A 21,389-nucleotide genomic window follows, 5' to 3' on the forward strand; every position below is an offset into this window, starting at 1 on the left:
AGCCTTAAGCTGTAAGAAAACCCGCCCCGGCAGACTGGCTGCCGGGGCGGTTGCGTTTATGCTGTCTTCGAGCTTCGAGCGAAGCCCGGGCTCAGGCCTTGGCGGCGTAGGCGTAGAGCAGCGTCTCTTGGGCACTGATCGGTGCGGCCTCGCCGGGGCTCTGCTTGATATAGCTGCCGTCGGACTGCAGCAGCCAGCTCTGGCAGTTGTCCACCAGGTAGGTCTCCAGGTCCTTGCGCACCCGGGCCGCCAGCTTCTTGTCCAGCAGCGGGAAGCAGGTCTCTACCCGGTGGAACATGTTGCGGGTCATGAAGTCGGCGCTGGAGGCCCACACCTCCGGCTTGCCGGCGTTGTGGAAGTAGAAGACCCGGGTGTGCTCCAGGAAGCGCCCGACGATCGAACGGACCCGGATGTTCTCCGATATCCCGGGGACTCCGGGACGCAGGCAACACTGGCCGCGGATGATCAAGTCGCACTCCACGCCGGCCTGGGACGCACGGTAGAGCGCCTGGATCAGCTTCGGCTCGGTCAGCGAGTTGCACTTGACGATCAGGTGGGCGCGCTTGCCCTTGCGGGCCTCCACCGCCTCGCGCTCGATCATCGTCACGAACCCTTCGTGCAGGGTGAAGGGCGCATGCAGCAGCGTCTCGATGCGCCGCGCCCGACCCATGCCGGAGAGCTGCTGGAACACCTGGTGAATGTCCTCGCAGAGGGAGGGGTTGGCGGTGAGCAGACTGTAGTCGGTATAGAGCCGGGCGGTCTTGGAGTGGTAGTTGCCGGTGCCGAGGTGCGCATAGTGACGCAGCTTGTCCTTCTCGCGGCGCACGATATGCATCATCTTGGCATGGGTCTTGTAGGCCATCACGCCGTAGATGACGATGGCGCCGGCCTCCTGCAGTCGCGAGGCCAGCGACAGGTTGTCGGCCTCGTCGAAGCGCGCGCGCAGCTCGATCACCACCGTGACCTCCTTGCCACCTCGCGCCGCCTCCACCAGCGAATTGACGATGGGTGAATCGGCGCCGGTGCGGTAGAGGGTCTGCTTGATGGCCAGCACGCCTGGGTCCCGGGCGGCCTCGGACAGCAGGTCCTCGACCGGCGAGAAGGACTGGAAGGGATGATGCAGCAGCACGTCGCCGGCGGCGATGGTGTCGAACAGGCTGCTTCCCTTGCCGAGGTTCTTCGGGAAGCCCGGGGTGAAGGGGCGGTAGAACATGTCGGGCAGTTCGACGTCACCGATCAGGGACAGCATGCGGGTCAGGTTCACCGGACCGTTGATCCGGTAGAGGTCCTCCTCCTCCAGCTCGAACTGCTTGAGCAGGAAGGTAGTGAGCTCCTCCGGACAGGTATCGACCACCTCCAGGCGCACACCGCTGCCGTAGCGGCGCGCCAGCAGCTCGCCGCGCAGCGCCGACGCCAGGTCGGAGACCTCCTCCGGGTCCACCGCCATGTCGGCGTTGCGGGTCAGACGGAACTGGTAGCAGCCGCGCACCGTCATGCCCGGGAACAGCTCCTCGGCGTGGGCATGGATCATCGAGGAGAGGAACACGGCCTCCTTGAAGCCCTCGTCACACAGCTCCGGGGGCATCGCGATCACCCGGGGCAGCGAGCGCGGTGCGGGTAGGATCGCCAGGCCGCCTTCGCGGCCGAAGGCGTCCTTGCCCTCGAGCTGGACGATGAAGTTGAGGCTCTTGTTGACCAGCCGCGGGAAGGGGTGGGAGGGATCCAGTCCGATGGGGCTGATCACCGGCATGATCTCCCTCTCGAAGTAGTCGCGAACCCAGGCGTGCTGGGCCTTGGTCCAGTCGCTGCGCCGCCGGAAGCGCAGCTTCTTCTCCAGCAGCGCCGGCAGCAGCACCTCGTTGAGGATCTGGTACTGGCGTTCGATCTGCTCGTGGGCGATCGCCGAGATCTCGCCGAGCACTGCCCGCGGCGAGCGGCCGTCGGCCCCGGTGCTGGCATCGCCCAGGGCCACCTGATGCTTGAGTCCGGCGACCCGGATCTCGAAGAACTCGTCCAGGTTCGACGAGAAAATCAGCAGGAACATCAGCCGGTTGAGCAGGGGGTGCGACTCGTCCAGGGCCTGCTCCAGGACCCGGATATTGAACTGCAGGTGGGAGAGTTCGCGGTTGAAGTAAAGAGACGGGTCGCTCAGGTCCGCATCGTCATGGGGCCTGGCCTTGGGCTTGATGCCGGCGCGGGTCTGGTTGAGGCGCGGGGTCGGAATATCGCCCCCGCTCTCCTCGGCGCTCGGGCCGCTCAGTTGAGGTGACAAGGCGGGGACTTGCTCGGGGCTGCGGTCTTCCATGGTCTTCTCTCTGTTTCCTGGAAGGGCGTGCCGTCCCCTCCCTGGCTATTGGGTGAGCAGTCGTGCTGCCCGCTTGGCAAAATAGGTCAGCACGCCGTCGGCGCCAGCGCGCTTGAAGCAAAGCAGCGATTCCAATATCACGCCATCGGCATCCAGCCAGCCGTTCTCGAAGGCCGCCATGTGCATGGCGTACTCGCCGCTGACCTGATACGCATAAGTGGGCGCCTTGAATTCGTCCTTGACCCGGCGAACCACGTCCAGGTAAGGCATGCCGGGCTTGATCATCACCATGTCGGCGCCCTCGGCCAGGTCCATGGCGACCTCGTGCAGGGCCTCGTTGCCGTTGGCCGGATCCATCTGGTAGGTGCTCTTGTCCGCCTTGCCCAGATTGGTCGCCGAGCCCACCGCATCGCGGAAGGGGCCGTAGTAGCGCGATGCGTACTTGGCGCTGTAGGCCATGATGCGGGTGTTGACCAGCTGTTCCTGTTCCAGCACCCGGCGGATCTCGCCGATGCGGCCATCCATCATGTCCGAGGGGGCCACCACATCGGCACCGGCCTCGGCGTGGGAGAGCGCCTGCTTGAGCAGGGTCTCCACGGTGCGGTCATTCTGCACATAGCCCTGCTCGTCGATGATGCCGTCCTGGCCGTGGCTGGTGTATGGGTCCAGTGCCACGTCGGTGATGATGCCGAGCTCGGGCAGGGCCTCCTTGAGAGCCCGCACGCTGCGCTGCACCAGGCCGTTCGCGTTGTAGGACTCCTCGGCCAGCTCGCTCTTCAGCGAGGTGTCCACCACCGGGAACAGCGCGATGGCGGGGATGCCCAGCTCGACGGCCTCGCGGGCCTCCTCGATCAGCAGGTCCAGCGACAGACGCTCGACCCCCGGCATGGAGGGCACCGCCTCGCGCTGCTCCTCGCCCTCCATCACGAAGACCGGCCAGATCAGGTCGGCCGGGGTCAGCACGTTCTCGCACATCAGTCGGCGCGAGAAGGCGTCACGGCGCATGCGGCGCATGCGGGTGGCGGGGAATTGGCGTGGGGTCGTGCAGCTCAAGGTCGTCTCTCCGGCTCTGGCGCCGCCGATTGCAGTCTGGCGGCCTTTGATGACAATAATGTGACAGCGTTGTGTTGGCTGTCCCCGAGTATATCAGTGTGGCATTGCGCCGAAAGGCTCACCTTGTCGCACTCGTGGGATCGCTCTAGAGTGTGGAGCTCGTTAACAGGTCCTGCCGTCGGCAGGCGAACCCTGCAAGGAGATAGGCATGAGCAAACAGGTGGCGGTGATCCTTTCGGGCTGCGGGGTCTTCGATGGCTCCGAGATCTACGAAACCACCCTGACCCTGCTGCGGCTCGACCAGTTGGGCCTCGGCTATCGCTGCTTCGCGCCGGATATCACCCAGCACCATGTCATCGACCACCGCAGCGGTGAGGTGGCCGACGGTGAGGTGCGCAACGTGCTCAGCGAGGCGGCTCGGCTGGCGCGCGGAGAGATCCAGCCCCTGGCAGAGCTGGTGGCGGACGACTTCGATGCGGTGATCCTGCCCGGCGGGTTCGGCGCCGCCAAGAACCTCTCGAGCTTCGCCGAGGATGGCGCCGAGATGCAGGTGCTCGATGAGCTCAAGGAGGCGCTGGAGGGCTTTCACGAGGCGCGCAAGCCCATCGGCATGATGTGCATCAGCCCGGTGATGGTGCCGCGCCTGCTGGGCGAGGGCATTGCCGTCACCATCGGCCAGGATCCCGGTGTTTCCGGGGCCATCAGCGCCATGGGGGGGCTGCACCGCAGCTGCGGGGTGGAGGAGATCGTGGTCGACTTCGAGCATCGCGTGGTGACCACGCCTGCCTATATGCTCGCCACCCGCATCAGCGAAGCCGCCACCGGCATCTTCAAGCTGGTCGATCGGGTCGATGAGCTGATGGATCTCTGACCCGGCTTCGCCGGGAGCTGTAAGCCGTAAGCTTTAAGTAAAACCCCCAGAGCATTGAGTTGAGGCCTGGGGGTTTTCTTATGGCTTACAGCTTACAGCTTAGGAGTCGTCTTCCGCCTCGTGCCGCTCCTTCTTGCGGCGGGCGAAGCGGCCGAACAGCAGGCCAACCTCGTAGAGCAGGTACATGGGGATCGCCAGCAGGCTCTGGGAGATCACGTCCGGCGGGGTGAGCAGCATGCCCACCACGAAGCAGCCGAGCACCACGTAGGGACGCTTCTTCGACAGGCTCTCCACCGTGGTGGCGCCCGAGGCGATCAGCAGGAAGGTGGCGATGGGAATCTCGAAGGCCACACCGAAGGCGAAGAACAGCTTCAGCACGAAGTTGAGGTAGGCGTTGATGTCGGTCATCACCGTCACGTTCTCCGGCCCGGTCTGGGTGAAGAACTCGAACAGCAGCGGGAAGACCACATAGTAGGCAAAGGCCGCACCGGCGTAGAACAGCATCACGCTGGAGGCCAGGATGGGGATGGCCAGCGCCTTCTCGTTGTCGTACAGGCCCGGGGCCACGAAGGCCCATGCCTGGTGCAGCACGTAGGGCACGGCGATGAACACCGCCGTGACCAGGGTCAGCTTGAAGGGCGCCAGGAAGGGCGATGCCACCTCGGTGGCGATCATCTGCGAGCCTTCGGGCAGCAGCGCCATCAGCGGCTGGGCCACGAAGGTATAGATGTCGTTGGCGAAGGCGTAGAGGCCGAGGAAGATCACCAGCACCGCCACGACGGCGTGCAGTAGACGCGAGCGCAGCTCTATCAGGTGCTCGATCAGCGGGGCCTGGTGCTGTTCCGGGCCGTCACCGGGGTTGCTCATCGTTCGGGGGCGTCCTTGTCGACGGGGGAGGGCTCGGGTGCGGCGCCAGGCGGCGTGTCAGCCCCCTCTCGGGCGCGTGACAGGGCCTCATCCAGGCGCTGCTCCGGCGTTGCCACGGGCACATCCTGGCCGCGCTTGTCGGCCTCGTGGGAGCCGCGCTCGGGCTCGGCGATGCCTTCGACGCCACGCTTCACCTGGTTGATGCTGTCGTCCAGCTTCTTCTGCTGCTCGTCGAGCTTCTGGCGCAGCTCTTCGGCCTCCAGTTGCGCGCTGATCTCGCGCTGCATGCCAGAGACGGTTCGCTTGATCTTGCCGATCCACAGGCCCAGGGTGCGCGCCGCCTTGGGCAGCCGCTCCGGGCCGAGCACCAGCAGGCCTACCACGCCGAACAGCAGGAGTTCGAGAAAGCCGATATCGAACATGGCGGGTTACTTGCGCTCTTCTTGTTCCTCGGGCTTTCGCTCGGCCTGTACGTCGTAGGTGTTGGTCTCATCCTTGTGGTCGACGCGGGCCTGGGCTTGCGCTTCGGTTTCCTCTTCCGCGGCCTTGTCGCCCTTCTCGTCCTCGTTCATCGCCTTCTTGAAGCCCTTCACGGCGCCACCCAGGTCGGTGCCGACGTTGCGCAGCTTCTTGGTGCCGAAGATCAGGATGATGATGCCGAGTACGATCAGCAGTTGCCAGATACTGATACCACCTAACATGAGTGCTTCCTCTGATTGGAGTTCCCGGTCACCCGGAACGGCCAGTGCTGTTGTGTCCAGCGGACTAGGATTGGCGTGCAGCCTTCTCGTCATGGCCAGAGATGCCGAAGCGGCGCCCCAGCTCGTCGAGCACCGCTCCATGCTCGAGCCCGAGATGCGACAGCATCACCAGGCTATGAAACCACAGGTCGGCCGTTTCGGCGATCAACGCTTGGCGCTCGGAGTCGCCACCGGCCTCGGCGTCCTTCGCCGCGAGCAGGGTCTCGGTCGCTTCCTCGCCGACCTTCTCGAGTATCTTGTTCAAGCCCTTGTGATGCAAGGCAGCAACGTAGGAGTCGGCCGGATCGGCCGCGCGGCGTTGATCCAGGACAACCTGCAGTCGCTCGAGAATATCGCTCATCGTTGACGTCTCCGTGAAAGGGGCGAGCGTGAAACGTGGTCAGTGCCAGGCCAGCAGCGCCAGGCCGAGGACCGCGGCGGCCAGCGCCGGCCAGGGCTGCCCGCCGGCCCACTCGGCCAGCGGCTGCCAGGCCACGGCCAGTGCTACCAGCAGCAGCCCCAGGCGTAGCCGGCGGTGGCGGCGGCCCTGGTGCGCCAGTTGGCGCTGGATGCCGCCGAGTGCATCGCCCTGGTGGCGGCGCTGGCGCTTCTCCCGCTCGGCCTGGGACAGCACCTGGTGGACCAGGGATGGCAGTTCGGGTAGCTGGTGGCTGAGCTCCGGGGCCTGACGCTTGAGCGAGGCCCAAAAACCCTTCACGCCGGCGCGCTCTTCCATCCAGCGCTCCAGGTAAGGCTTGGCGGTCTTCCACAGGTCGAGCTCCGGATAGAGCTGGCGCCCCAGGCCCTCGATGTTGAGCAGGGTCTTCTGCAGCAGCACCAGTTGCGGCTGCACCTTCATGTCGAAGCGTCGAGCCGTCTGGAACAGGCCCAGCAGCACCTGGCCGAAGGAGATGTCCTTGAGCGGCTTCTCGAGGATTGGCTCGCACACGGTGCGGACCGCGGCGGCGAACTCGTTGGCCCGGGTATGCTCGCCGACCCAGCCCGACTCGATATGCAGCGCCGCCACCTCGTAGTAGTCCTGGTGGAAGAAGGCCAGCAGGTTGCGGGCCAGGTAGTCCTGGTCCTCGCGGGTCAGGCTGCCGACGATGCCGCAGTCGATGGCGATGTACTGGGGGTCGTGGGGGTGCTTGCGGGAGACGAAGATGTTGCCCGGGTGCATGTCGGCATGGAAGAAGTTGTCACGGAACACCTGGGTGAAGAAGATCTCCACGCCACGTTCGGCGAGCTTCTTGAGGTCGGTGTCTTGGGCCTTGAGGGCGGCAAGATCGGCCACCGGCACGCCGTAGATGCGCTCCTGGACCATCACCCGGTGACGGGTCAGCTCCCAGTGGATGGCCGGCACATAGAGGTGGGTGGAGTCCCTGAAGTTGCGCTTGAGCTGGGAGGTGTTGGCCGCCTCCTTGTGCAGGTCGAGCTCGTCGAACAGGGTCGTCTCGTAGTCGCGCACCACCTCCACCGGGCGCAGCCGGCGTGCCTCGGGCACGATGGTCAGCAGGCGGGCGAAGCGGTAGAGCAGGGCCATGTCCTGGCGCATCACCCGGTCGATGCCCGGCCGGATGATCTTGACCACGACCTCCTCGCCGCCGTGCAGCCTGGCGGCGTGAACCTGGGCGATGGAGGCCGAGGCCAGGGGTTCGGCGTCGAAGGAAGCGAAGGCCTCGGCCACCGGCAGGCCCAGCTCCGCCTCGACCACGTCGCGCGCCTCGCTGCCGGGAAAGGGGGGGACCTGGTCCTGTAGGCGCTTGAGCTCGTCGGCCACATCCTCGGGCAGCAGGTCGCGGCGGGTGGAGAGCACCTGGCCGAACTTGACGAAGATGGGGCCCAGCGACTCCAGCGCCAGGCGCAGGCGCTCGCCCCGGGAGCGCTCGCCGATGGGCACCAGGCGCAGCGGCGAGAGCCTGAACAGGACGCGCAGCGGCCAGGGCAGGCGCTCGAGGGGCAGCAGGGTGTCGAGGCGGTAGCGGGTGATCACCCAGAGGATGCGCAGCAGACGCAGCAGGATCATGGCGTCACCCTGTCCGCCAGGCGCCGGTGCAGGCGGGCGAGGCGCGCCTCGAGGCGGTCGGAGGCCACTTCCAGCTCGGTCAGGTGGTCACGCAGCACCTCGAGCTGGGGGCGGCCCGGCAGCAAACGGGCCTCCTCGACCAGGTATTCGGAGAGGTCGGCACAGAACTCCTCGCGGGTGCGCAGACCGAAGCGGCCCAGGCGACGCAGTCCCTCGGCCAGGCTGTGGGCGGGGATATCGCCGAGCCAGCGGGCCAGCTCGCCCTCCCAGTCCAGGTCGAGGTCGAGCAGCAGGTCGCGGGTCGCCTCCAGCAGCGGGATGCGGCCGCGAACCGCCAGCCGCCCCTGGAACATCAGCCGCTCCATCGAGGCGCCGCCGAGCAGGGCGCCGAGGGTCTCGGCGTCCAGCTCGACCACGGCATCGTAGGCCGCCTCGTCGGTATCATCGGGGCGCAGCAGGTCGAGGCCGCCGCCATGGAAGTGGATGGCCAGTGCCAGCTCGGGCTGCTCGAGGCGCAGCAACAGCTGCTGGCCGGCCAGCCGGGCCAGGCGCGAGGGGGCAGCCGGGTCGCGGGCCAGCAGGCCGTTCAGGGTCCTCTCGGCAGCGGCGAGCAGCAGGGTCGGTGTCAACGCCATGCCCACCTCAGAGTTTGATACCGCGGTGCAGGGCGACGATGCCCCCGGTCATGTTGGTGTACTCGACCCGCTCCAGGCCGGCCGCCTCCATCATCCCCTTGAGCGTCTCCTGGTCGGGGTGCATACGAATCGACTCGGCCAGGTAGCGGTAGCTGTCGGCATCGCTGGCCACCACCTGGCCGATGCGCGGCAGCAGGCGGAAGGAGTACTCATCGTAGGCCTTGGTCAGCAGGGGGTTGCCCGGCTTGGAGAACTCCAGCACCAGCAGGCGGCCACCCGGCTTGAGCACCCGGGCCATGGAGCGCAGCGCGGCATCCTTGTCGGTGACATTGCGCAGGCCGAAGGCGATGGTGATGCAGTCGAAGGTGTTATCCGGGAAGGGCAGGCACTCGGCATTGGCCTGGACATACTCGACATTGCCGCCCACTCCGTGGTCGAGCAGCTTGTCACGACCGACGCGCAGCATCGACTCGTTGATATCGGCCAATACCACACGGCCGCGGGGGCCCACCAGGCGCGAGAACTTCAGCGTCAGGTCGCCGGTGCCGCCGGCGATATCGAGCACACTGTGGCCGGGGCGAACCCCGGCGCGCTCGATGGTCAGCCGCTTCCACAGGCGGTGGATGCCGAACGACATCAGGTCGTTCATGACGTCGTAGCGGGCCGCCACGGAGTGGAATACATCGGCTACCCGGGAGGCCTTCTCCTCGAGGGGCACTTCCTGATAGCCGAAATCGGTGGTCTGCTTGTCCCTGGAGCTGGGGTTGGCGCTCATGCGATGGGGCTCCCGAATCGCTGCATGGGAGAGGTCAAGGCCTCGGATGGGCGCCATTGTAGCCTCCCGCGGCGGCGATTGTCTTGACGCGGGTTACAGCTGCTTGATTTCTATGCCCAGCGGCTCGCGGCTGGCGCCGGCCGCCGCCAGGCGCTCCAGGTACGTGGCCCAGTTGGCTTCGCGATTGTCGATCAGCCACTTGAAGTAGTCCCAGCTGAACAGGCCGCTGTCGTGGCCGTCATCGAAGTGCAGCTTGAGGGCGTAGCGACCGGTGGGGGTGATGTCCTTGAGGCCGACGAACTTCTTGCCTACCTGCAGGGTCTCCTGGCCGCGGCCGTGGCCGCGCACCTCGGCTGAGGGGGAGAAGACTCGCAGGTATTCGATGGCGAGGCGGTAGCTCTGGCCATCGGCATAGCCGAGCTCCAGCTCGCGGGCCTGCTTGTGGTAGTGCACCTTGGTAGGAATTGGGGCTGGCATGGTTGGCGTCCGGATCTGGGCATTAGGGGACGCGGCTGACCCGGTGACAGGCCTTCGCGGAGGCGCTGTGAACCCCTCCCTGGGTGCTACCGATGCCCTGCTTCGCTCTCGCGTCCTGCTTCGCTTGCAGGACCGGTGCTGGCCATCCATGGCCAGCCCGTTCGAAGCAGGGCTTCTCACCCCAGGCAAGGACCTCCGCTACGGCCTGTCCCCGGCGCCGCGGGCAGCCGCTGGTGGCATACTGTGCCCCGCGGCGTGCCGCTTGGTTACAGGATATACCGCGACAGGTCCTCATCCATCGCCAGCTCGCCGAGCTGCGAGTCGACGTAGGCGGCATCGATGGTCAGCGGTGTGCCGATGTCGCTGCCCCGGAACGAGGCCTCCTCCAGCAGGCGCTCCATCACGGTGTGCAGGCGGCGCGCGCCGATGTTCTCGGTGCCCTCGTTGACCCGCCAGGCGATCTCGGCGATGCGCTCGATGCCGTCGTCGGTGAACGCCACCTCCAGGCCCTCGGTGGCCAGCAGCGCCTGGTACTGCTTGGTCAGCGCGGCGGAAGGCTCGGTGAGGATGCGCTTGAAGTCGTCCGGGGTCAGGGCGTTGAGCTCGACGCGGATCGGCAGGCGACCCTGCAGCTCGGGAATCAGGTCCGAGGGGCGCGACAGGTGGAAGGCACCGGAGGCGATGAACAGCACATGGTCGGTCTTCACCATGCCGTACTTGGTGGAGACCGTGGAGCCCTCGATCAGCGGCAGCAGGTCGCGCTGCACGCCCTCGCGGGAGACCTCGCCACCGCTGGACTGGCCACCGCCCTTGCAGACCTTGTCGATCTCGTCGAGGAAGACGATGCCGTTCTGTTCCACCGACTCGATGGCGCGGGCCTTGATCTCCTCCTCGTTGACCAGCTTGCTGGCCTCCTCGTCACGCAGCAGGGCGAAGGCGTCCTTGACCGCCACCCGGCGGCTCTCGGTCTTCTGCTTGCCCAGGCCGGAGAACAGGCTCTGCAGCTGGCTGGTCATCTCTTCCATGCCCGGCGGGGTCATGATGTCGACGTTGGGCCCCTGCTGGGAGACCTCGATATCGATCTCCTTGTCGTCGAGCTGTCCTTCGCGCAGCTTCTTGCGGAAGATCTGGCGCGTGGAGCTATCCTGGCGTGGCTCGTCCTCCTGGCCGCGGGGCGGTGGCAGCAAGGCATCGAGGATACGCTCCTCGGCGGCATCCTCGGCGCGATGGCCGACCTCCTCCTTGGCCTGCTCGCGAACCAGCTTGATGGCGGCCTCGGTAAGGTCGCGCACGATCGACTCGACGTCGCGGCCGACATAGCCCACCTCGGTGAACTTGGTGGCCTCGACCTTGATGAAGGGCGCGCGGGCCAGCTTGGCCAGGCGGCGAGCGATCTCGGTCTTGCCGACGCCGGTGGGGCCGATCATCAGGATGTTCTTGGGCGTCACTTCCTGGCGCATGTCACCCTCGAGCTGCATGCGCCGCCAGCGGTTGCGCAGGGCGATGGCGACGGCGCGCTTGGCGTCCTGTTGACCGATGATGTACTGGTCCAGGGCGTGGACGATCTCGCGGGGGGTCATCTGGGTCATGGTATCGGCCTTAGCTCGCCTTGGCAGGCAGCTCCTCGAGGGTGACATTGTGGTTGGTGAACACGCAGATATCGCCGGCGATCGCCAGCGATTTCTCGGTGATCTCCCGGGCCGAGAGGTCGCTGTTCTGGAGCAGGGCGCGGGCCGCTGCCAGGGCATAGTTGCCGCCTGAGCCGATGGCGATGATGCCGCCCTCGGGCTCCAGCACATCGCCGTTGCCGGTGATGATCAGCGAGGCGTCCTTGTTGGCGACGGCGAGCAGCGCCTCCAGGCGGCGCAGGGCACGGTCGGTGCGCCACTCCTTGGCCAGCTCCACGGCGGCCTTGACCAGGTTGCCCTGATACTTCTCCAGCTGTGCCTCGAAGCGCTCGAAGAGGGTGAAGGCGTCGGCGGTACCGCCGGCGAAACCGGCCAGCACCTCGCCGCGATAGAGGCGGCGCACCTTGCTGGCGTTGCCCTTCATCACGGTGTTGCCCAGCGATACCTGGCCGTCGCCGGCCAGTGCGACATGGTCACCGCGGCGCACGGATACGATCGTGGTCATGGAGGGGACTCCTTGGGGGAGCGGATGAACGGCTCCCGATGACTTTCGGCGCCGCGGGATGGCCGGGGCGCCGTGACGAATCTGTCTGGAAGGAGTAGGTGCGGGCAGGCGATCCGGAATTCAACCGGTAATGTGCAGCGCGGCGAGGCGCGGGCTCAATTGTTGAGCTGGATCAGCAGCGGCTCGATGCCCTGGGTGACCATCAGGTCCTGGGCCCGGGACAGCTCGCGGCGGTCCTCGTAGGGACCCACCTGGACGCGGTGCCAGGTCTCGCCACCCCCGGCCTTCACCTCGCTGACCTGGGCCAGCAGGCCGAAGTCGCGCAGCCGGCTGCGCAACTGCTGGGCATCGCCGGGGGCGCGGAAGGAGGCGGCCTGCAGCATGTAGCGTTGCCCCGAGGCGCTGGTGGCCGCCGCGGCCTGTTGCCGGACGGGCTCGCGGGCCTGGCGGTCGTTGGATAAGTTGGCCGCGATCACCTCGGCGATGGGGTCGTCGCTCGCCGCCGCCTCCTCCGGCGGGGGCGGGGGCGGCGGTGTCGCCGTGGAGGCGGGCATCTTCCCGCCCGGGGCGATCACCTCGGACTCCGGCAGCAGGGTGTAGAACTCGAAGGTCGGCATCGGCGGTTCACTGGGCTCCGCCGCTGGCGCCGGCTCGTTCTCCGGCGGAGCGCTGCGCGGCAACACCATCGCCAGCGGCGAGTCCTCGACCTGCCAGGGCGCCACTCCGTGCTGGTGCTGGGAGAGCAGGAAGCCGGACACCAGGCCGGCCAGGCCCCACACCCAGCCGGGCAGGCGCCATTCGCGGCGCGTCTTGCTGCTGGGTTGGCGCCGGCTATTGGTGGCGCCGCGCTTCCTGGGGGGCTGCTTGCGAGTCGCCATGGCTTACATCTCCTCCGGGGCGCCGACTCCCATCAGCTCCAGGCCGTTGCGCAGCACCTGGCGTGTGGCCAGGCCCAGTGCCAGGCGGGCGTTGCGCAGGTCGTCGTCCTCGACCATCACCTTCACCGCGTTGTAGCAGGTGTGGAAGTCGGCGGACAGGTCGAGCAGGTACTGGGCGATCTGCTGGGGCTCCCGGGCGGCGGCGGCATGCGCCACCGTCTCGGGGAAGCGGGCCAGGCGGTTCATCAACGCCTTCTCCTGGTCCTCTTCGAGGCGTCCCAGGCTGGCCATGGCCAGGGCATGGTCGAAGGGCCGGCCATCGTTGTGGGCCCGGCGCGCGACGCTGCATACCCTGGCGTGGGCATACTGCACGTAGTAGACCGGGTTGTCGTTGGACTGCGAACGCGCCAGGTCGATATCGAAGGTGAGCTGGGAGTCCGCCCGGCGCGCGGCCAGGAAGAAGCGCGTGGCGTCGCGACCCACCTCGTCGATCAGGTCGCGCACGGTGACGTAGCTGCCGGCGCGCTTGGAGAGCTTCACCTCCACGCCGGAGCGGGTGACCATCACCATCTGGTGCAGCACGTAATCGGGCCAGCCCTGGGGAATATCCGCCTCCAGGGCCTGCAGGCCGGCGCGCACCCGGGTCACGGTGGAGTGGTGGTCGGCGCCCTGCTCGTTGACCACGGTAGTGAAGCCGCGCTGCCACTTGTCGAGGTGGTAGGCCACGTCGGGCAAGAAGTAGGTGTACTGCCCGTCGGACTTGCGCATCACACGATCCTTGTCGTCGCCAAAGTCGGTGGTGCGCAGCCACAGGGCGCCGTCCTGCTCGTAGGTGTGGCCCTTCTCGATCAGCCGCTCGACGGTCGCCTCCACCTTGCCATCGCGGTAGAGCGAGGACTCCAGGAAATAGACGTCGAAGTGCACCCCGAAGGCCTTGAGGTCGAGGTCCTGCTCGCGGCGCAGGTAGGCCACGGCGAACTCCTGGATCGCCGCCAGGTCGTCCGGGTCGCCGCTGGCGGTGACATGGCGGTCGTCGGCGTGGACGGTCTCGCCATCGAGGTAGGCATTAGCCACATCGATGATATAGCCGCCGCGATAGCCGTCCGCCGGCCAGCCCGCGTCATCGGGTCCGAACCCCTTGGCCCGGGCCTGCACCGAGAGCGCCAGGTTGCTGATCTGCGCACCGGCATCGTTGTAGTAGAACTCGCGGGTCACGTCGAAGCCGGTCGCTTCCAGCAGGCGACAGATGCAGTCGCCGATGGCCGCTCCGCGGCCGTGGCCGACGTGCAAGGGGCCGGTGGGGTTGGCGGAGACGAACTCCACCTGCACCTTGTGGCCCTGGCCGATGAGGCTGCGGCCAAAGGTGTCGCCGGCGTCGAGCACCTGACGGACCACCTGGGCGGCGGCGTCGGTGGCGGCGAAGAAGTTGACGAAGCCGGGGCCGGCGATCTCCACCTTCTGTACCGCCTCGCTCTCGGGCAGCGCGCCGATCAGCGCCTCGGCCAGCTCGCGGGGCTTGCGGCCGGCGGGCTTGGCCAGCATCAGGGCCAGGTTGGTGGCGTAGTCGCCATGGGCCTTGTCCCTGGTGGGATCGACCTTGATGGTCGGAGCGAGGTCGGCGGGCAGCACGCCCTGCTGCCGTAGGGCGTCGAGTGCGTCCTCGAGCAGCGCAACGATGGTCTCTTTCATGGGGCGTCGGATGTCCTGTGGCGTCGGGCCGAGCGGCCGATGAACCGGCGGTGAAAAGGCGCTCGGCCCGGCGTGGGCATGGAAACGGAGCCCTGAACGGGCATGGCCGGCCATTATCGGCAATTGTGGGGCGGCTTTAAAGGGCGGGGGTCAGCTTAGCGTCTGCGGGTCGATATCCAGCGACCAGCGCACCCGGCGCGCCTCGGGGGTGGCTTCCAGCCAGGCGGTGAGCCAGGCGCTCGCCTCATGCAGGGCGCTGCGCCTATCGGCGCTCAGCATCAGCTGCAGATGATAGCGTCCCTGGCGCCGCTCCATGGGCGCCGGCACCGGGCCCAGGCAGTCCACTGCAAGCTCACGCTCGGCCAGCCAGCCGCGCAGGCCGGCGGCGGCTCGGCTGGCCAGTGTGCCAGCGGCTTCCTCCTTGGCGCTCTCCAGGCGCAGCAGGGCCAGGAAGCGGAAGGGCGGCAGGGCGGCGGCGCGGCGCTCCTCCAGCAGGCGGTCGGCCAGCGCCGCGTAGCCGCGCTCAGCGAGCAGGCGCAGGTGGGGGTCGTCGGGGTGCAGCGTCTGTACCAGCACCCGGCCGGGGTGGGCGGCGCGCCCGGCCCGGCCGGCCACCTGTACCAGCAGCTGGGCGCCCTGCTCCAGGGCGCGGAAGTCGCTGGCGTAGAGGCCGGCGTCGGCATTGACCACCACCACCAGGGTGACGTGGGGCAGGTGGTGCCCCTTGGCCAGCATCTGGGTGCCCACCAGCAGGCAGGGCTCGCCCCGGCGCACCTCGGCGAGGACCGCCTCGAAGGCGTCGCGACGACGGGTGCTGTCGCGGTCGATGCGGTGCACCGGCACCTTGGGGAAGCGCTCGGCGAGGGTTTCCTCGGTGCGTTCGGTGCCGCTGCCCAGGGGGCGCAGGTCGATGCTGCCGCACTCGGGGCAGCTCTCCGGCAGGGCGCGCCGGCGGTCGCAGTGGTGGCAGGCCAGCAGCGGCGGCTGGCGGTGCAGGGTCATGCGGGCGTCGCACGCGTCGCACTCGGCCAGCCAGCCACAGGCATGGCAGGCCAGCGTCGGGGCGAAACCACGGCGATTGATGAACACCAGCACCTGGTGGCCGGCCTCGAGGGTCTCCGCGATCGCTTCCAGCGCTGGCGGCGCCAGGCCGCCCAGGCGCGGGCGTCCGCGCAGGTCGAGCAGCTCCAGGCCGGCGGGGGCATGGCGGGTGGCGCGGCGGGTCAGCGGCAGGTGGCGCCATTCGCCGCGGCGCGCCCGGGCCAGGCTCTCCAGCGAGGGCGTGGCGCTGCCCAGCAGCAGCGGGATGTGGTGGTGGTGGGCCCGGGCCACGGCGAGGTCCCGGGCGTGGTAGCGCAACCCGTCCTGCTGCTTGTAGGAGCCGTCATGCTCCTCATCGACGATGATCGCTCCGGGCTGGGCGAGGGGGGTGAAGATCGCCGAGCGCGTGCCGATCACGATGGGGGCCCGGCCGCTGGCGGCGGCCTCCCAGGCATCCAGGCGCTCGTGGTCGGTGAGCCCCGAATGCAGCGCCACCACCGGCACCCGGAAGCGCTTGCGGAAGCGTGCCAGGGTCTGCGGGGTGAGGCCGATCTCCGGCACCAGCACCAGCGCCTGGCGGCCGCGTCCCACCACCGCCTCGATCAGTTGCAGGTAGACCTCGGTCTTGCCGCTGCCGGTGACCCCCTCCAGCAGGCAGGGGTGGTAGGCATCGAGCCGTTCATGCAGGGCCGAGAGGGCGTGGGCCTGCTCGCGGTTGAGCGGTAGTGCGGGGTCGGCCAGCAGCTGGTCGGCGGCGGGCTGGGGCGCGGCGGTGAGGGGCTCTGCGTGGCGCTCGACGAGCCCCTTGGCGGCCAGCGCCTTGAGCTGGTCGCGGCTGAAGGCCTGGGCGAGGATCGCCTGGCTGGCCAGGCCGTGGGGGTGCTGGCGCAGCATCTCCAGCAGCGCCGCCTGGCGCGGCGCGCGGGGCAGGGCATCACGGCCGGTGGCATGCCCCGCGGGGGTGAGGGCCCAGCGTTCCCGGGTACGGGCGGCCAGTGCGCGCCCCTGGCGCAGCAGTACGGGCAGCGCCTGGTGCAGGGTGTCGCCCAGCGGGTGCTGGTAGTAACGGGCGGTGAACCGGCATAGCCACAGCCAGTCTTCCGGCAGCGGGGCGTCGTCCAGGCAGGCCAGCACCGGCTTGAGGTCGGCCAGCGGCAGCTCGCCCTGGTCGCGGCACTCCACCACGATGCCGACCACCTCGCGGCGTCCGAAGGGCGCTCGGACACGCAGGCCCGGCCGCCAGCCGCAGGCGGGTGTCTCGCGGGTGGGACGATAGTCGAAGAGGCGGTGCAGCGGCGAGGGGATGGCGACGCGCAGCACGCGCGGGACGGGCGATTCGGGCAATTGGCCTCCGGCGGCGGCTCTGGTAGAATACGGCGCTCCCCAATGCCTGGTCGGCGTTTCGGGGGTTCCGGTGAATTTCCACGATGGCTCGGCAACCGACAGCGCGTTGCGAGCCGGTGATAGACAACCGTATGCGGTGCCTGGCAACGGATCAGGTGGCGGCATACAGCGTAACGAGGCTCAAGATGAAACAAGGTATCCACCCCGAATACAAGGCGATCAAGGCGACCTGCTCCTGCGGTGCCACTTTCGAGGTCGGCTCCACTGCCGGTCACGACCTGGATCTGGACGTCTGTTCCCAGTGTCACCCCTTCTATACCGGCAAGCAGAAGCAGGCGACCACCGGTGGCCGTGTCGAGCGCTTCAACAAGCGCTTCGGCGCCGCGCTCAAGCGCTGATCGCGGTTGCGGCACTACGCCGTGCGTGACAAGAACCCGCCCCTTGGGCGGGTTCTTGCGTATCTGGCCGGAATAATGTCGACAATGGCGCCCATGAGCGCCAATCGGCCACCATGCATGGTGCTGTAAAGATATGGAAACTTTTTCTATACTCTGGATTACGACTTTACCCAAGCGGACACAAGCATGACTGATGCAAGACAGGCAGCGCTGGACTATCACGCCAAGCCCATTCCCGGGAAGCTCTCCATCGAGCTCACCAAGCCCACCGCCACCGCCAGGGATCTGGCCTTGGCCTATAGCCCCGGCGTGGCCGAGCCGGTACGCGAGATCGCCCGCGATCCCGAGAACGCCTATCGCTACACCGGCAAGGGTAACCTGGTAGCGGTGATCTCCGATGGCACTGCCATCCTCGGCCTGGGTAACCTGGGGCCGCTGGCCAGCAAGCCGGTCATGGAAGGCAAGGGTGTCCTGTTCAAGCGCTTCGCTGGCATCAACTCCGTCGATATCGAGGTCAACGCCGAGAGCCCCCAGGCCTTCATCGATACCGTGGCGCGCATTGCCGATACCTGGGGCGGCATCAATCTCGAGGACATCAAGGCCCCCGAGTGCTTCGAGATCGAGCAGGCGCTCATCGAGCAGTGCAGCATCCCGGTGTTCCACGACGACCAGCACGGCACCGCCATCGTGACCACGGCGGGCACGCTCAACGCCCTGTCCATCGCCGGGAAGTCGGTCGAGGAGGCCAAGATCGTCTGCCTCGGCGCCGGCTCTGCCGCCATCGCCTGCATGAAGCTGCTGGTCAGCTGTGGCGCACGTGCCGAGAACATCTTCATGCTTGACCGCAAGGGGGTGATCCATAGCGGGCGTGAGGATCTCAACCAGTACAAGGCGATGTTCGCCGTGGAGACCGACAAGCGTACCCTGGGCGACGCCATCGAGGGCGCCGACGTGTTCCTGGGCCTGTCCGGTCCCAACCTGCTCTCACCCGAGCAGCTCAAGAAGATGGCGCCCAACCCGGTGGTGTTCGCCTGCTCCAACCCCGATCCGGAAATTCATCCGCGGCTCGCCCATGAGACCCGCGACGATGTGATCATGGCCACCGGGCGTTCGGACTATCCCAACCAGGTCAACAACGTGCTGTGCTTCCCGTTCATCTTCCGTGGCGCCCTGGACGTGCGTGCCACGCGCATCAACGAGGAGATGAAGGTGGCCGCGGTGCATGCCCTCAAGGACCTGGCCCGGGAGCCGGTGCCCAGCGAGGTGCTCGAGGCCTACGAGATGGAAAGCATGAGCTTCGGCCGTGACTACATCATCCCCACGCCGGTCGACGTGCGCCTGCTGGACCGCGTGGCCTCCGCGGTGGCCCAGGCCGCCGTGGACTCCGGGGTGGCACGCAAGCCCTACCCCTCCCACTATCCGCTCAAGACCATCGACGACGTCTACGGCGGCTGACGCCGAGCGCCAAGCACGCCGGATAGAACGAGATCGGGGCCCAACTGGGCCCCGATCTCGTTATGGTGCTGCCTCCTGGCGGATCGCCGCCTAGAAGATCGCCTCATAGGCCCCCGTTCCCTGGGACCCGCTGCGCTGTTCCACTTCGTGCTCCACGCGGCGCGGCTGGGTGCCGGGCAGGTGGTCAGGGTGGAAGATCTCGCTGATGCCCCCGCTCGACAGGCGCCTGCCGGTGTCGGGGTCGACCCGGGCGGTGACGAGGCCGGTGGGCGGTTCGGGCATCGCCGGGGGCTGTCCCTCCAGGGCCTCGCCCATGAAGGCCATCCAGATCGGCAGCGCGGCGCTGGCGCCGTACTCGGCGGTGGTGGTGTTGTCGTCCTTGCCCAGCCAGACCGTGGCCACCAGGTTGCTGTTGAAGCCGGCGAACCAGGTGTCGCGCTGGCCGTTGGTGGTGCCGGTCTTGCCGACGATATCCGCGCGGCCCAGCTCCAGGGCGCGGCGCCCGGTGCCGTTCTCGATCACGTCGCGCAGCATGTCACGCAGGATGTAGAGGTTGATGGGGTCCACCACCCGGGCGGCGACCGGGTAGCGTTTGCCATCGAGCGTGACCTGCTCCTGCCCCGGGGCACAGTCGCGACAGGCGACGGCGGGCATGGCCTCTTCCACCACCGTCTCGCCCTTGGCGACGCGCTCGACGAACCATGGGGAGACCTTGAAGCCGCCGTTGGCCAGCACCGCATAGGCGCCGGTCATCTCCAGTGGCGTCAGGCTGGCGCTGCCCAGTGCCAGGGAGAGGCCGTGGGGCAGGCGCGCCTCCTCGAAGCCGAAGCCTTCGAGGAACTGGATGGTCTCGTTCAGGCCCACCTCGCGCAGCACGCGGATGGTGACCAGGTTGCGCGAGCGGGCCAGGGCGTTGCGCAGGCGCATGGGGCCCAGGAAGTCGCCGCTGGAGTTGACCGGGCGCCACAGCTCGTTGCTGCCGTCGTTGATCACCACCGGGGCATCATTGACCACGCTGGCGGCGTTCATCGTGCCGCTCTCGAGCGCCGCCAGGTAGATGAAGGGCTTGAAGATCGAGCCCGACTGGCGCTGGGCCTGCACGGCGCGGTTGAACTTGCTGGCGTTGAAGTCGAAGCCGCCCTGCAGGGCGAGGATGGCCCCGGTCTCGGGGTCCATCACCACCAGCGAGCCCTCGGCGTCGGGACGCTGGGCCAGGCGCAGGTTGCCGTCCTCACGCGCCATGACGCGCACCAGGTCGCCGCGGCCGGCGATCTCGGCCGCCGAACCGGGCTCCGGGCCGCGGTACCGGGCGTTGCGGTACTCGCGAGCCCAGGAGAGGCCATCCCACTCGATGGTGTGCACCTCGCCGTCGCGCATCAGTACGCGCATCTGGCGACCTTCGCTCGCCACCACAATGGCCGGATGGAGTAGGCCGTAGCGCGGGGTGCGCTCGAGTACCTGAACCCAGTTGCTGACGTCGCCGTCGATGCCATCGACCCTAGTCTCGCTGCGCTCGGCAGCGCGCCGGGCGGTCTCCAGCACCTCGGGGGATTCGTCGAGCTCCTCCTCGAGGCCGCTGCGCTCGGTGCGATCCTGCGCCTCGGCGAGGCTCTGGGGCACCTCCTCCTCCTCTGGGCCACGCCAGCCGTGGCGGGTGTCGTAGTCGATCAGGCCGCGGGCCAGGGCACGACGCGCCATGGGCTGGAGCTCGCTGTCCAGGGTGGTGGTGATGTTGTAGCCGCCGGTATAGGCCTCGCTCTCGCCGAAACGGTCCACGGCATACTGGCGGGCCATCTCGGCGACATAGTCGGCATCCACCTCGGCCTGGGCCACGTGGCGCTCGGCGGTGATCGGCGCCTGCACGGCCTCGTCATAGGTGGCCTGGTCGATATGCCCTAGCTCGCGCATGCGGAACAGGATCCAGTTGCGGCGGATCAGTGCGCGCTCCGGGTTGGTCAGCGGGTTGAAGTTGGAGGGCGCCTTGGGCAGGCCGGCGATCATCGCCTTTTCGGCCAGGGTCAGCTCGGAGAGGGGGCGGTCGTAGTAGATCTCGGCGGCAGCGGCGATGCCGTAGGCGCGGTGGCCGAGGAAGATCTTGTTGACATAGAGCTCGAGGATCTCCTCCTTGCTCAGCACCTGCTCCATCTGCAGGGCCAGCAGGATCTCGCGGATCTTGCGGGTAAAGGTGCGGTCCAGGGTCAGCAGGTAGTTGCGCGCCACCTGCATGGTGATGGTGGAGCCGCCGGACTGGATCTCGCCGCCGCTGGCGACCAGCTCCCCCGCCGCCCGCATCAGGCCCAGGGGGTCGACGCCGCGATGCTCGTAGAAGCGGTCATCCTCGGCGGCCAGCAGCGCCTGGATGAACTCCTCGGGGATCTCGGCATGATCGATCGGCAGGCGGCGCTCCTCGCCGTATTCTCCGATCAGCTTGCCATCCCGGGTATAGATGCGCAGCGGTGAGTGCAGCTCGAAGTCCTGGAGCTGGCGCACGTCAGGCAGCCCGGGAGCGAAATAGAGGGCGGCGCCCACCACGCCGAGCCCGGCCGCGGCGATCAGCGAGACGGTGAGCCAGGCCAGGGAGAAGAGCAGGGTTCTGATAAACGTCATGAAGTGGCGGTGTCCATGTAGGGAACTGGAGCGGTTGTGAAGCGATGACGAGAGCGCCGGTTGCGAGGCCATTATAGGAACCCGGGGCGGTGGCC

At 67.8% G+C, this 21,389-nt stretch carries 19 protein-coding genes; 3 read left to right on the forward strand and 16 right to left on the reverse strand.

Annotated elements, in window-relative coordinates; all coding sequences use genetic code 11:
* Window positions 1-91 precede the first annotated feature (91 nt).
* Together ppk1 and hemB are read right to left on the reverse strand one after the other, a co-directional pair.
* Window positions 92-2,305, reverse strand: coding sequence for a polyphosphate kinase 1 (gene ppk1, locus NFH66_RS01985; protein ID WP_349607937.1), 2,214 nt, complete (start codon window positions 2,303-2,305; stop codon window positions 92-94).
* 45 nt (window positions 2,306-2,350) lie between these two features.
* Window positions 2,351-3,358, reverse strand: coding sequence for a porphobilinogen synthase (hemB, locus tag NFH66_RS01990; RefSeq protein WP_349607939.1), 1,008 nt, complete (start codon window positions 3,356-3,358; stop codon window positions 2,351-2,353).
* A gap of 208 nt (window positions 3,359-3,566) precedes the next feature.
* Between hemB and elbB the strand changes: the two genes are divergently transcribed.
* Window positions 3,567-4,229: an isoprenoid biosynthesis glyoxalase ElbB gene (gene elbB, locus NFH66_RS01995; protein WP_349607941.1), complete on the forward strand. Its 663-nt coding sequence runs from the start codon at window positions 3,567-3,569 to the stop codon at window positions 4,227-4,229.
* 99 nt (window positions 4,230-4,328) lie between these two features.
* Here the strand turns inward: elbB and tatC are convergent, their stop codons facing one another.
* The 13 genes from tatC to NFH66_RS02060 form a co-directional block, all read right to left on the reverse strand.
* Window positions 4,329-5,096: a twin-arginine translocase subunit TatC gene (gene tatC / locus NFH66_RS02000; RefSeq protein WP_349607943.1), complete on the reverse strand. Its 768-nt coding sequence runs from the start codon at window positions 5,094-5,096 to the stop codon at window positions 4,329-4,331.
* Window positions 5,093-5,518, reverse strand: coding sequence for a Sec-independent protein translocase protein TatB (gene tatB / locus NFH66_RS02005; protein WP_349607945.1), 426 nt, complete (start codon window positions 5,516-5,518; stop codon window positions 5,093-5,095). Before tatB ends, tatC begins: the two co-directional genes overlap by 4 nt.
* A 6-nt stretch (window positions 5,519-5,524) precedes the next feature.
* Window positions 5,525-5,797: a Sec-independent protein translocase subunit TatA gene (tatA, locus tag NFH66_RS02010; RefSeq protein WP_349607947.1), complete on the reverse strand. Its 273-nt coding sequence runs from the start codon at window positions 5,795-5,797 to the stop codon at window positions 5,525-5,527.
* A gap of 64 nt (window positions 5,798-5,861) precedes the next feature.
* Entirely contained in the window at window positions 5,862-6,197 is a 336-nt protein-coding gene (locus tag NFH66_RS02015) for a phosphoribosyl-ATP diphosphatase (RefSeq protein ID WP_349607949.1), read from the reverse strand.
* 39 nt (window positions 6,198-6,236) lie between these two features.
* Window positions 6,237-7,859 carry a ubiquinone biosynthesis regulatory protein kinase UbiB gene (gene ubiB / locus NFH66_RS02020; protein ID WP_349611626.1) on the reverse strand — a complete coding sequence of 541 codons (1,623 nt, stop codon included), beginning with the start codon at window positions 7,857-7,859 and terminating at the stop codon, window positions 6,237-6,239.
* On the reverse strand, window positions 7,859-8,497 hold the full coding sequence (locus NFH66_RS02025) for a ubiquinone biosynthesis accessory factor UbiJ (protein WP_349607951.1): 639 nt from the start codon (window positions 8,495-8,497) through the stop codon (window positions 7,859-7,861). Before NFH66_RS02025 ends, ubiB begins: the two co-directional genes overlap by 1 nt.
* Before the next feature lie 7 nt (window positions 8,498-8,504).
* Window positions 8,505-9,272, reverse strand: coding sequence for a bifunctional demethylmenaquinone methyltransferase/2-methoxy-6-polyprenyl-1,4-benzoquinol methylase UbiE (gene ubiE / locus NFH66_RS02030; RefSeq protein ID WP_161430083.1), 768 nt, complete (start codon window positions 9,270-9,272; stop codon window positions 8,505-8,507).
* 93 nt (window positions 9,273-9,365) lie between these two features.
* A complete protein-coding gene (locus NFH66_RS02035) occupies window positions 9,366-9,749 on the reverse strand; it encodes a gamma-butyrobetaine hydroxylase family protein (RefSeq protein ID WP_349607953.1) in 384 nt (127 codons plus the stop codon).
* Window positions 9,750-10,015: 266 nt separating this feature from the next.
* A complete protein-coding gene (gene hslU, locus NFH66_RS02040) occupies window positions 10,016-11,338 on the reverse strand; it encodes an ATP-dependent protease ATPase subunit HslU (protein ID WP_349607954.1) in 1,323 nt (440 codons plus the stop codon).
* A 10-nt stretch (window positions 11,339-11,348) separates the two neighbouring features.
* The gene (hslV, locus tag NFH66_RS02045) at window positions 11,349-11,882 is read right to left on the reverse strand and encodes an ATP-dependent protease subunit HslV (protein WP_349607956.1); all 534 of its coding nucleotides are present in this window, start codon (window positions 11,880-11,882) and stop codon (window positions 11,349-11,351) included.
* Between the two features lie 155 nt (window positions 11,883-12,037).
* Window positions 12,038-12,760 carry an SPOR domain-containing protein gene (locus tag NFH66_RS02050; RefSeq protein ID WP_349607958.1) on the reverse strand — a complete coding sequence of 241 codons (723 nt, stop codon included), beginning with the start codon at window positions 12,758-12,760 and terminating at the stop codon, window positions 12,038-12,040.
* A gap of 3 nt (window positions 12,761-12,763) precedes the next feature.
* The gene (gene argS / locus NFH66_RS02055; RefSeq protein ID WP_349607960.1) at window positions 12,764-14,449 is read right to left on the reverse strand and encodes an arginine--tRNA ligase; all 1,686 of its coding nucleotides are present in this window, start codon (window positions 14,447-14,449) and stop codon (window positions 12,764-12,766) included.
* Window positions 14,450-14,599: 150 nt separating this feature from the next.
* A complete protein-coding gene (locus NFH66_RS02060) occupies window positions 14,600-16,999 on the reverse strand; it encodes a primosomal protein N' (RefSeq protein ID WP_349607962.1) in 2,400 nt (799 codons plus the stop codon).
* Between the two features lie 20 nt (window positions 17,000-17,019).
* Between NFH66_RS02060 and rpmE the strand changes: the two genes are divergently transcribed.
* Both rpmE and NFH66_RS02070 read left to right on the forward strand, forming a co-directional pair.
* Window positions 17,020-17,232: a 50S ribosomal protein L31 gene (gene rpmE, locus NFH66_RS02065; protein ID WP_349607964.1), complete on the forward strand. Its 213-nt coding sequence runs from the start codon at window positions 17,020-17,022 to the stop codon at window positions 17,230-17,232.
* 186 nt (window positions 17,233-17,418) lie between these two features.
* Entirely contained in the window at window positions 17,419-18,687 is a 1,269-nt protein-coding gene (locus NFH66_RS02070) for a malic enzyme-like NAD(P)-binding protein (RefSeq protein WP_349607966.1), read from the forward strand.
* 90 nt (window positions 18,688-18,777) lie between these two features.
* Here the strand turns inward: NFH66_RS02070 and NFH66_RS02075 are convergent, their stop codons facing one another.
* The gene (locus NFH66_RS02075; RefSeq protein WP_349607968.1) at window positions 18,778-21,294 is read right to left on the reverse strand and encodes a penicillin-binding protein 1A; all 2,517 of its coding nucleotides are present in this window, start codon (window positions 21,292-21,294) and stop codon (window positions 18,778-18,780) included.
* Between the last annotated feature and the right edge of the window lie 95 nt (window positions 21,295-21,389).

This window comes from Halomonas sp. H10-9-1, assembly GCF_040147005.1.
GTDB lineage: Bacteria > Pseudomonadota > Gammaproteobacteria > Pseudomonadales > Halomonadaceae > Halomonas.

Coding starts and splice junctions, on each gene's coding strand:
- ppk1 (WP_349607937.1), bottom strand. CDS start 2,305: ATGGAAGACCGCAGCCCCGAGCAAGTCCCCGCCTTGTCACCTCAACTG.
- elbB (WP_349607941.1), top strand. CDS start 3,567: ATGAGCAAACAGGTGGCGGTGATCCTTTCGGGCTGCGGGGTCTTCGAT.
- tatC (WP_349607943.1), bottom strand. CDS start 5,096: ATGAGCAACCCCGGTGACGGCCCGGAACAGCACCAGGCCCCGCTGATC.
- tatB (WP_349607945.1), bottom strand. CDS start 5,518: ATGTTCGATATCGGCTTTCTCGAACTCCTGCTGTTCGGCGTGGTAGGC.
- tatA (WP_349607947.1), bottom strand. CDS start 5,797: ATGTTAGGTGGTATCAGTATCTGGCAACTGCTGATCGTACTCGGCATC.
- NFH66_RS02015 (WP_349607949.1), bottom strand. CDS start 6,197: ATGAGCGATATTCTCGAGCGACTGCAGGTTGTCCTGGATCAACGCCGC.
- NFH66_RS02025 (WP_349607951.1), bottom strand. CDS start 8,497: ATGGCGTTGACACCGACCCTGCTGCTCGCCGCTGCCGAGAGGACCCTG.
- ubiE (WP_161430083.1), bottom strand. CDS start 9,272: ATGAGCGCCAACCCCAGCTCCAGGGACAAGCAGACCACCGATTTCGGC.
- NFH66_RS02035 (WP_349607953.1), bottom strand. CDS start 9,749: ATGCCAGCCCCAATTCCTACCAAGGTGCACTACCACAAGCAGGCCCGC.
- hslU (WP_349607954.1), bottom strand. CDS start 11,338: ATGACCCAGATGACCCCCCGCGAGATCGTCCACGCCCTGGACCAGTAC.
- hslV (WP_349607956.1), bottom strand. CDS start 11,882: ATGACCACGATCGTATCCGTGCGCCGCGGTGACCATGTCGCACTGGCC.
- NFH66_RS02050 (WP_349607958.1), bottom strand. CDS start 12,760: ATGGCGACTCGCAAGCAGCCCCCCAGGAAGCGCGGCGCCACCAATAGC.
- argS (WP_349607960.1), bottom strand. CDS start 14,449: ATGAAAGAGACCATCGTTGCGCTGCTCGAGGACGCACTCGACGCCCTA.
- NFH66_RS02060 (WP_349607962.1), bottom strand. CDS start 16,999: ATGCCGCCACCTGATCCGTTGCCAGGCACCGCATACGGTTGTCTATCA.
- rpmE (WP_349607964.1), top strand. CDS start 17,020: ATGAAACAAGGTATCCACCCCGAATACAAGGCGATCAAGGCGACCTGC.
- NFH66_RS02070 (WP_349607966.1), top strand. CDS start 17,419: ATGACTGATGCAAGACAGGCAGCGCTGGACTATCACGCCAAGCCCATT.
- NFH66_RS02075 (WP_349607968.1), bottom strand. CDS start 21,294: ATGACGTTTATCAGAACCCTGCTCTTCTCCCTGGCCTGGCTCACCGTC.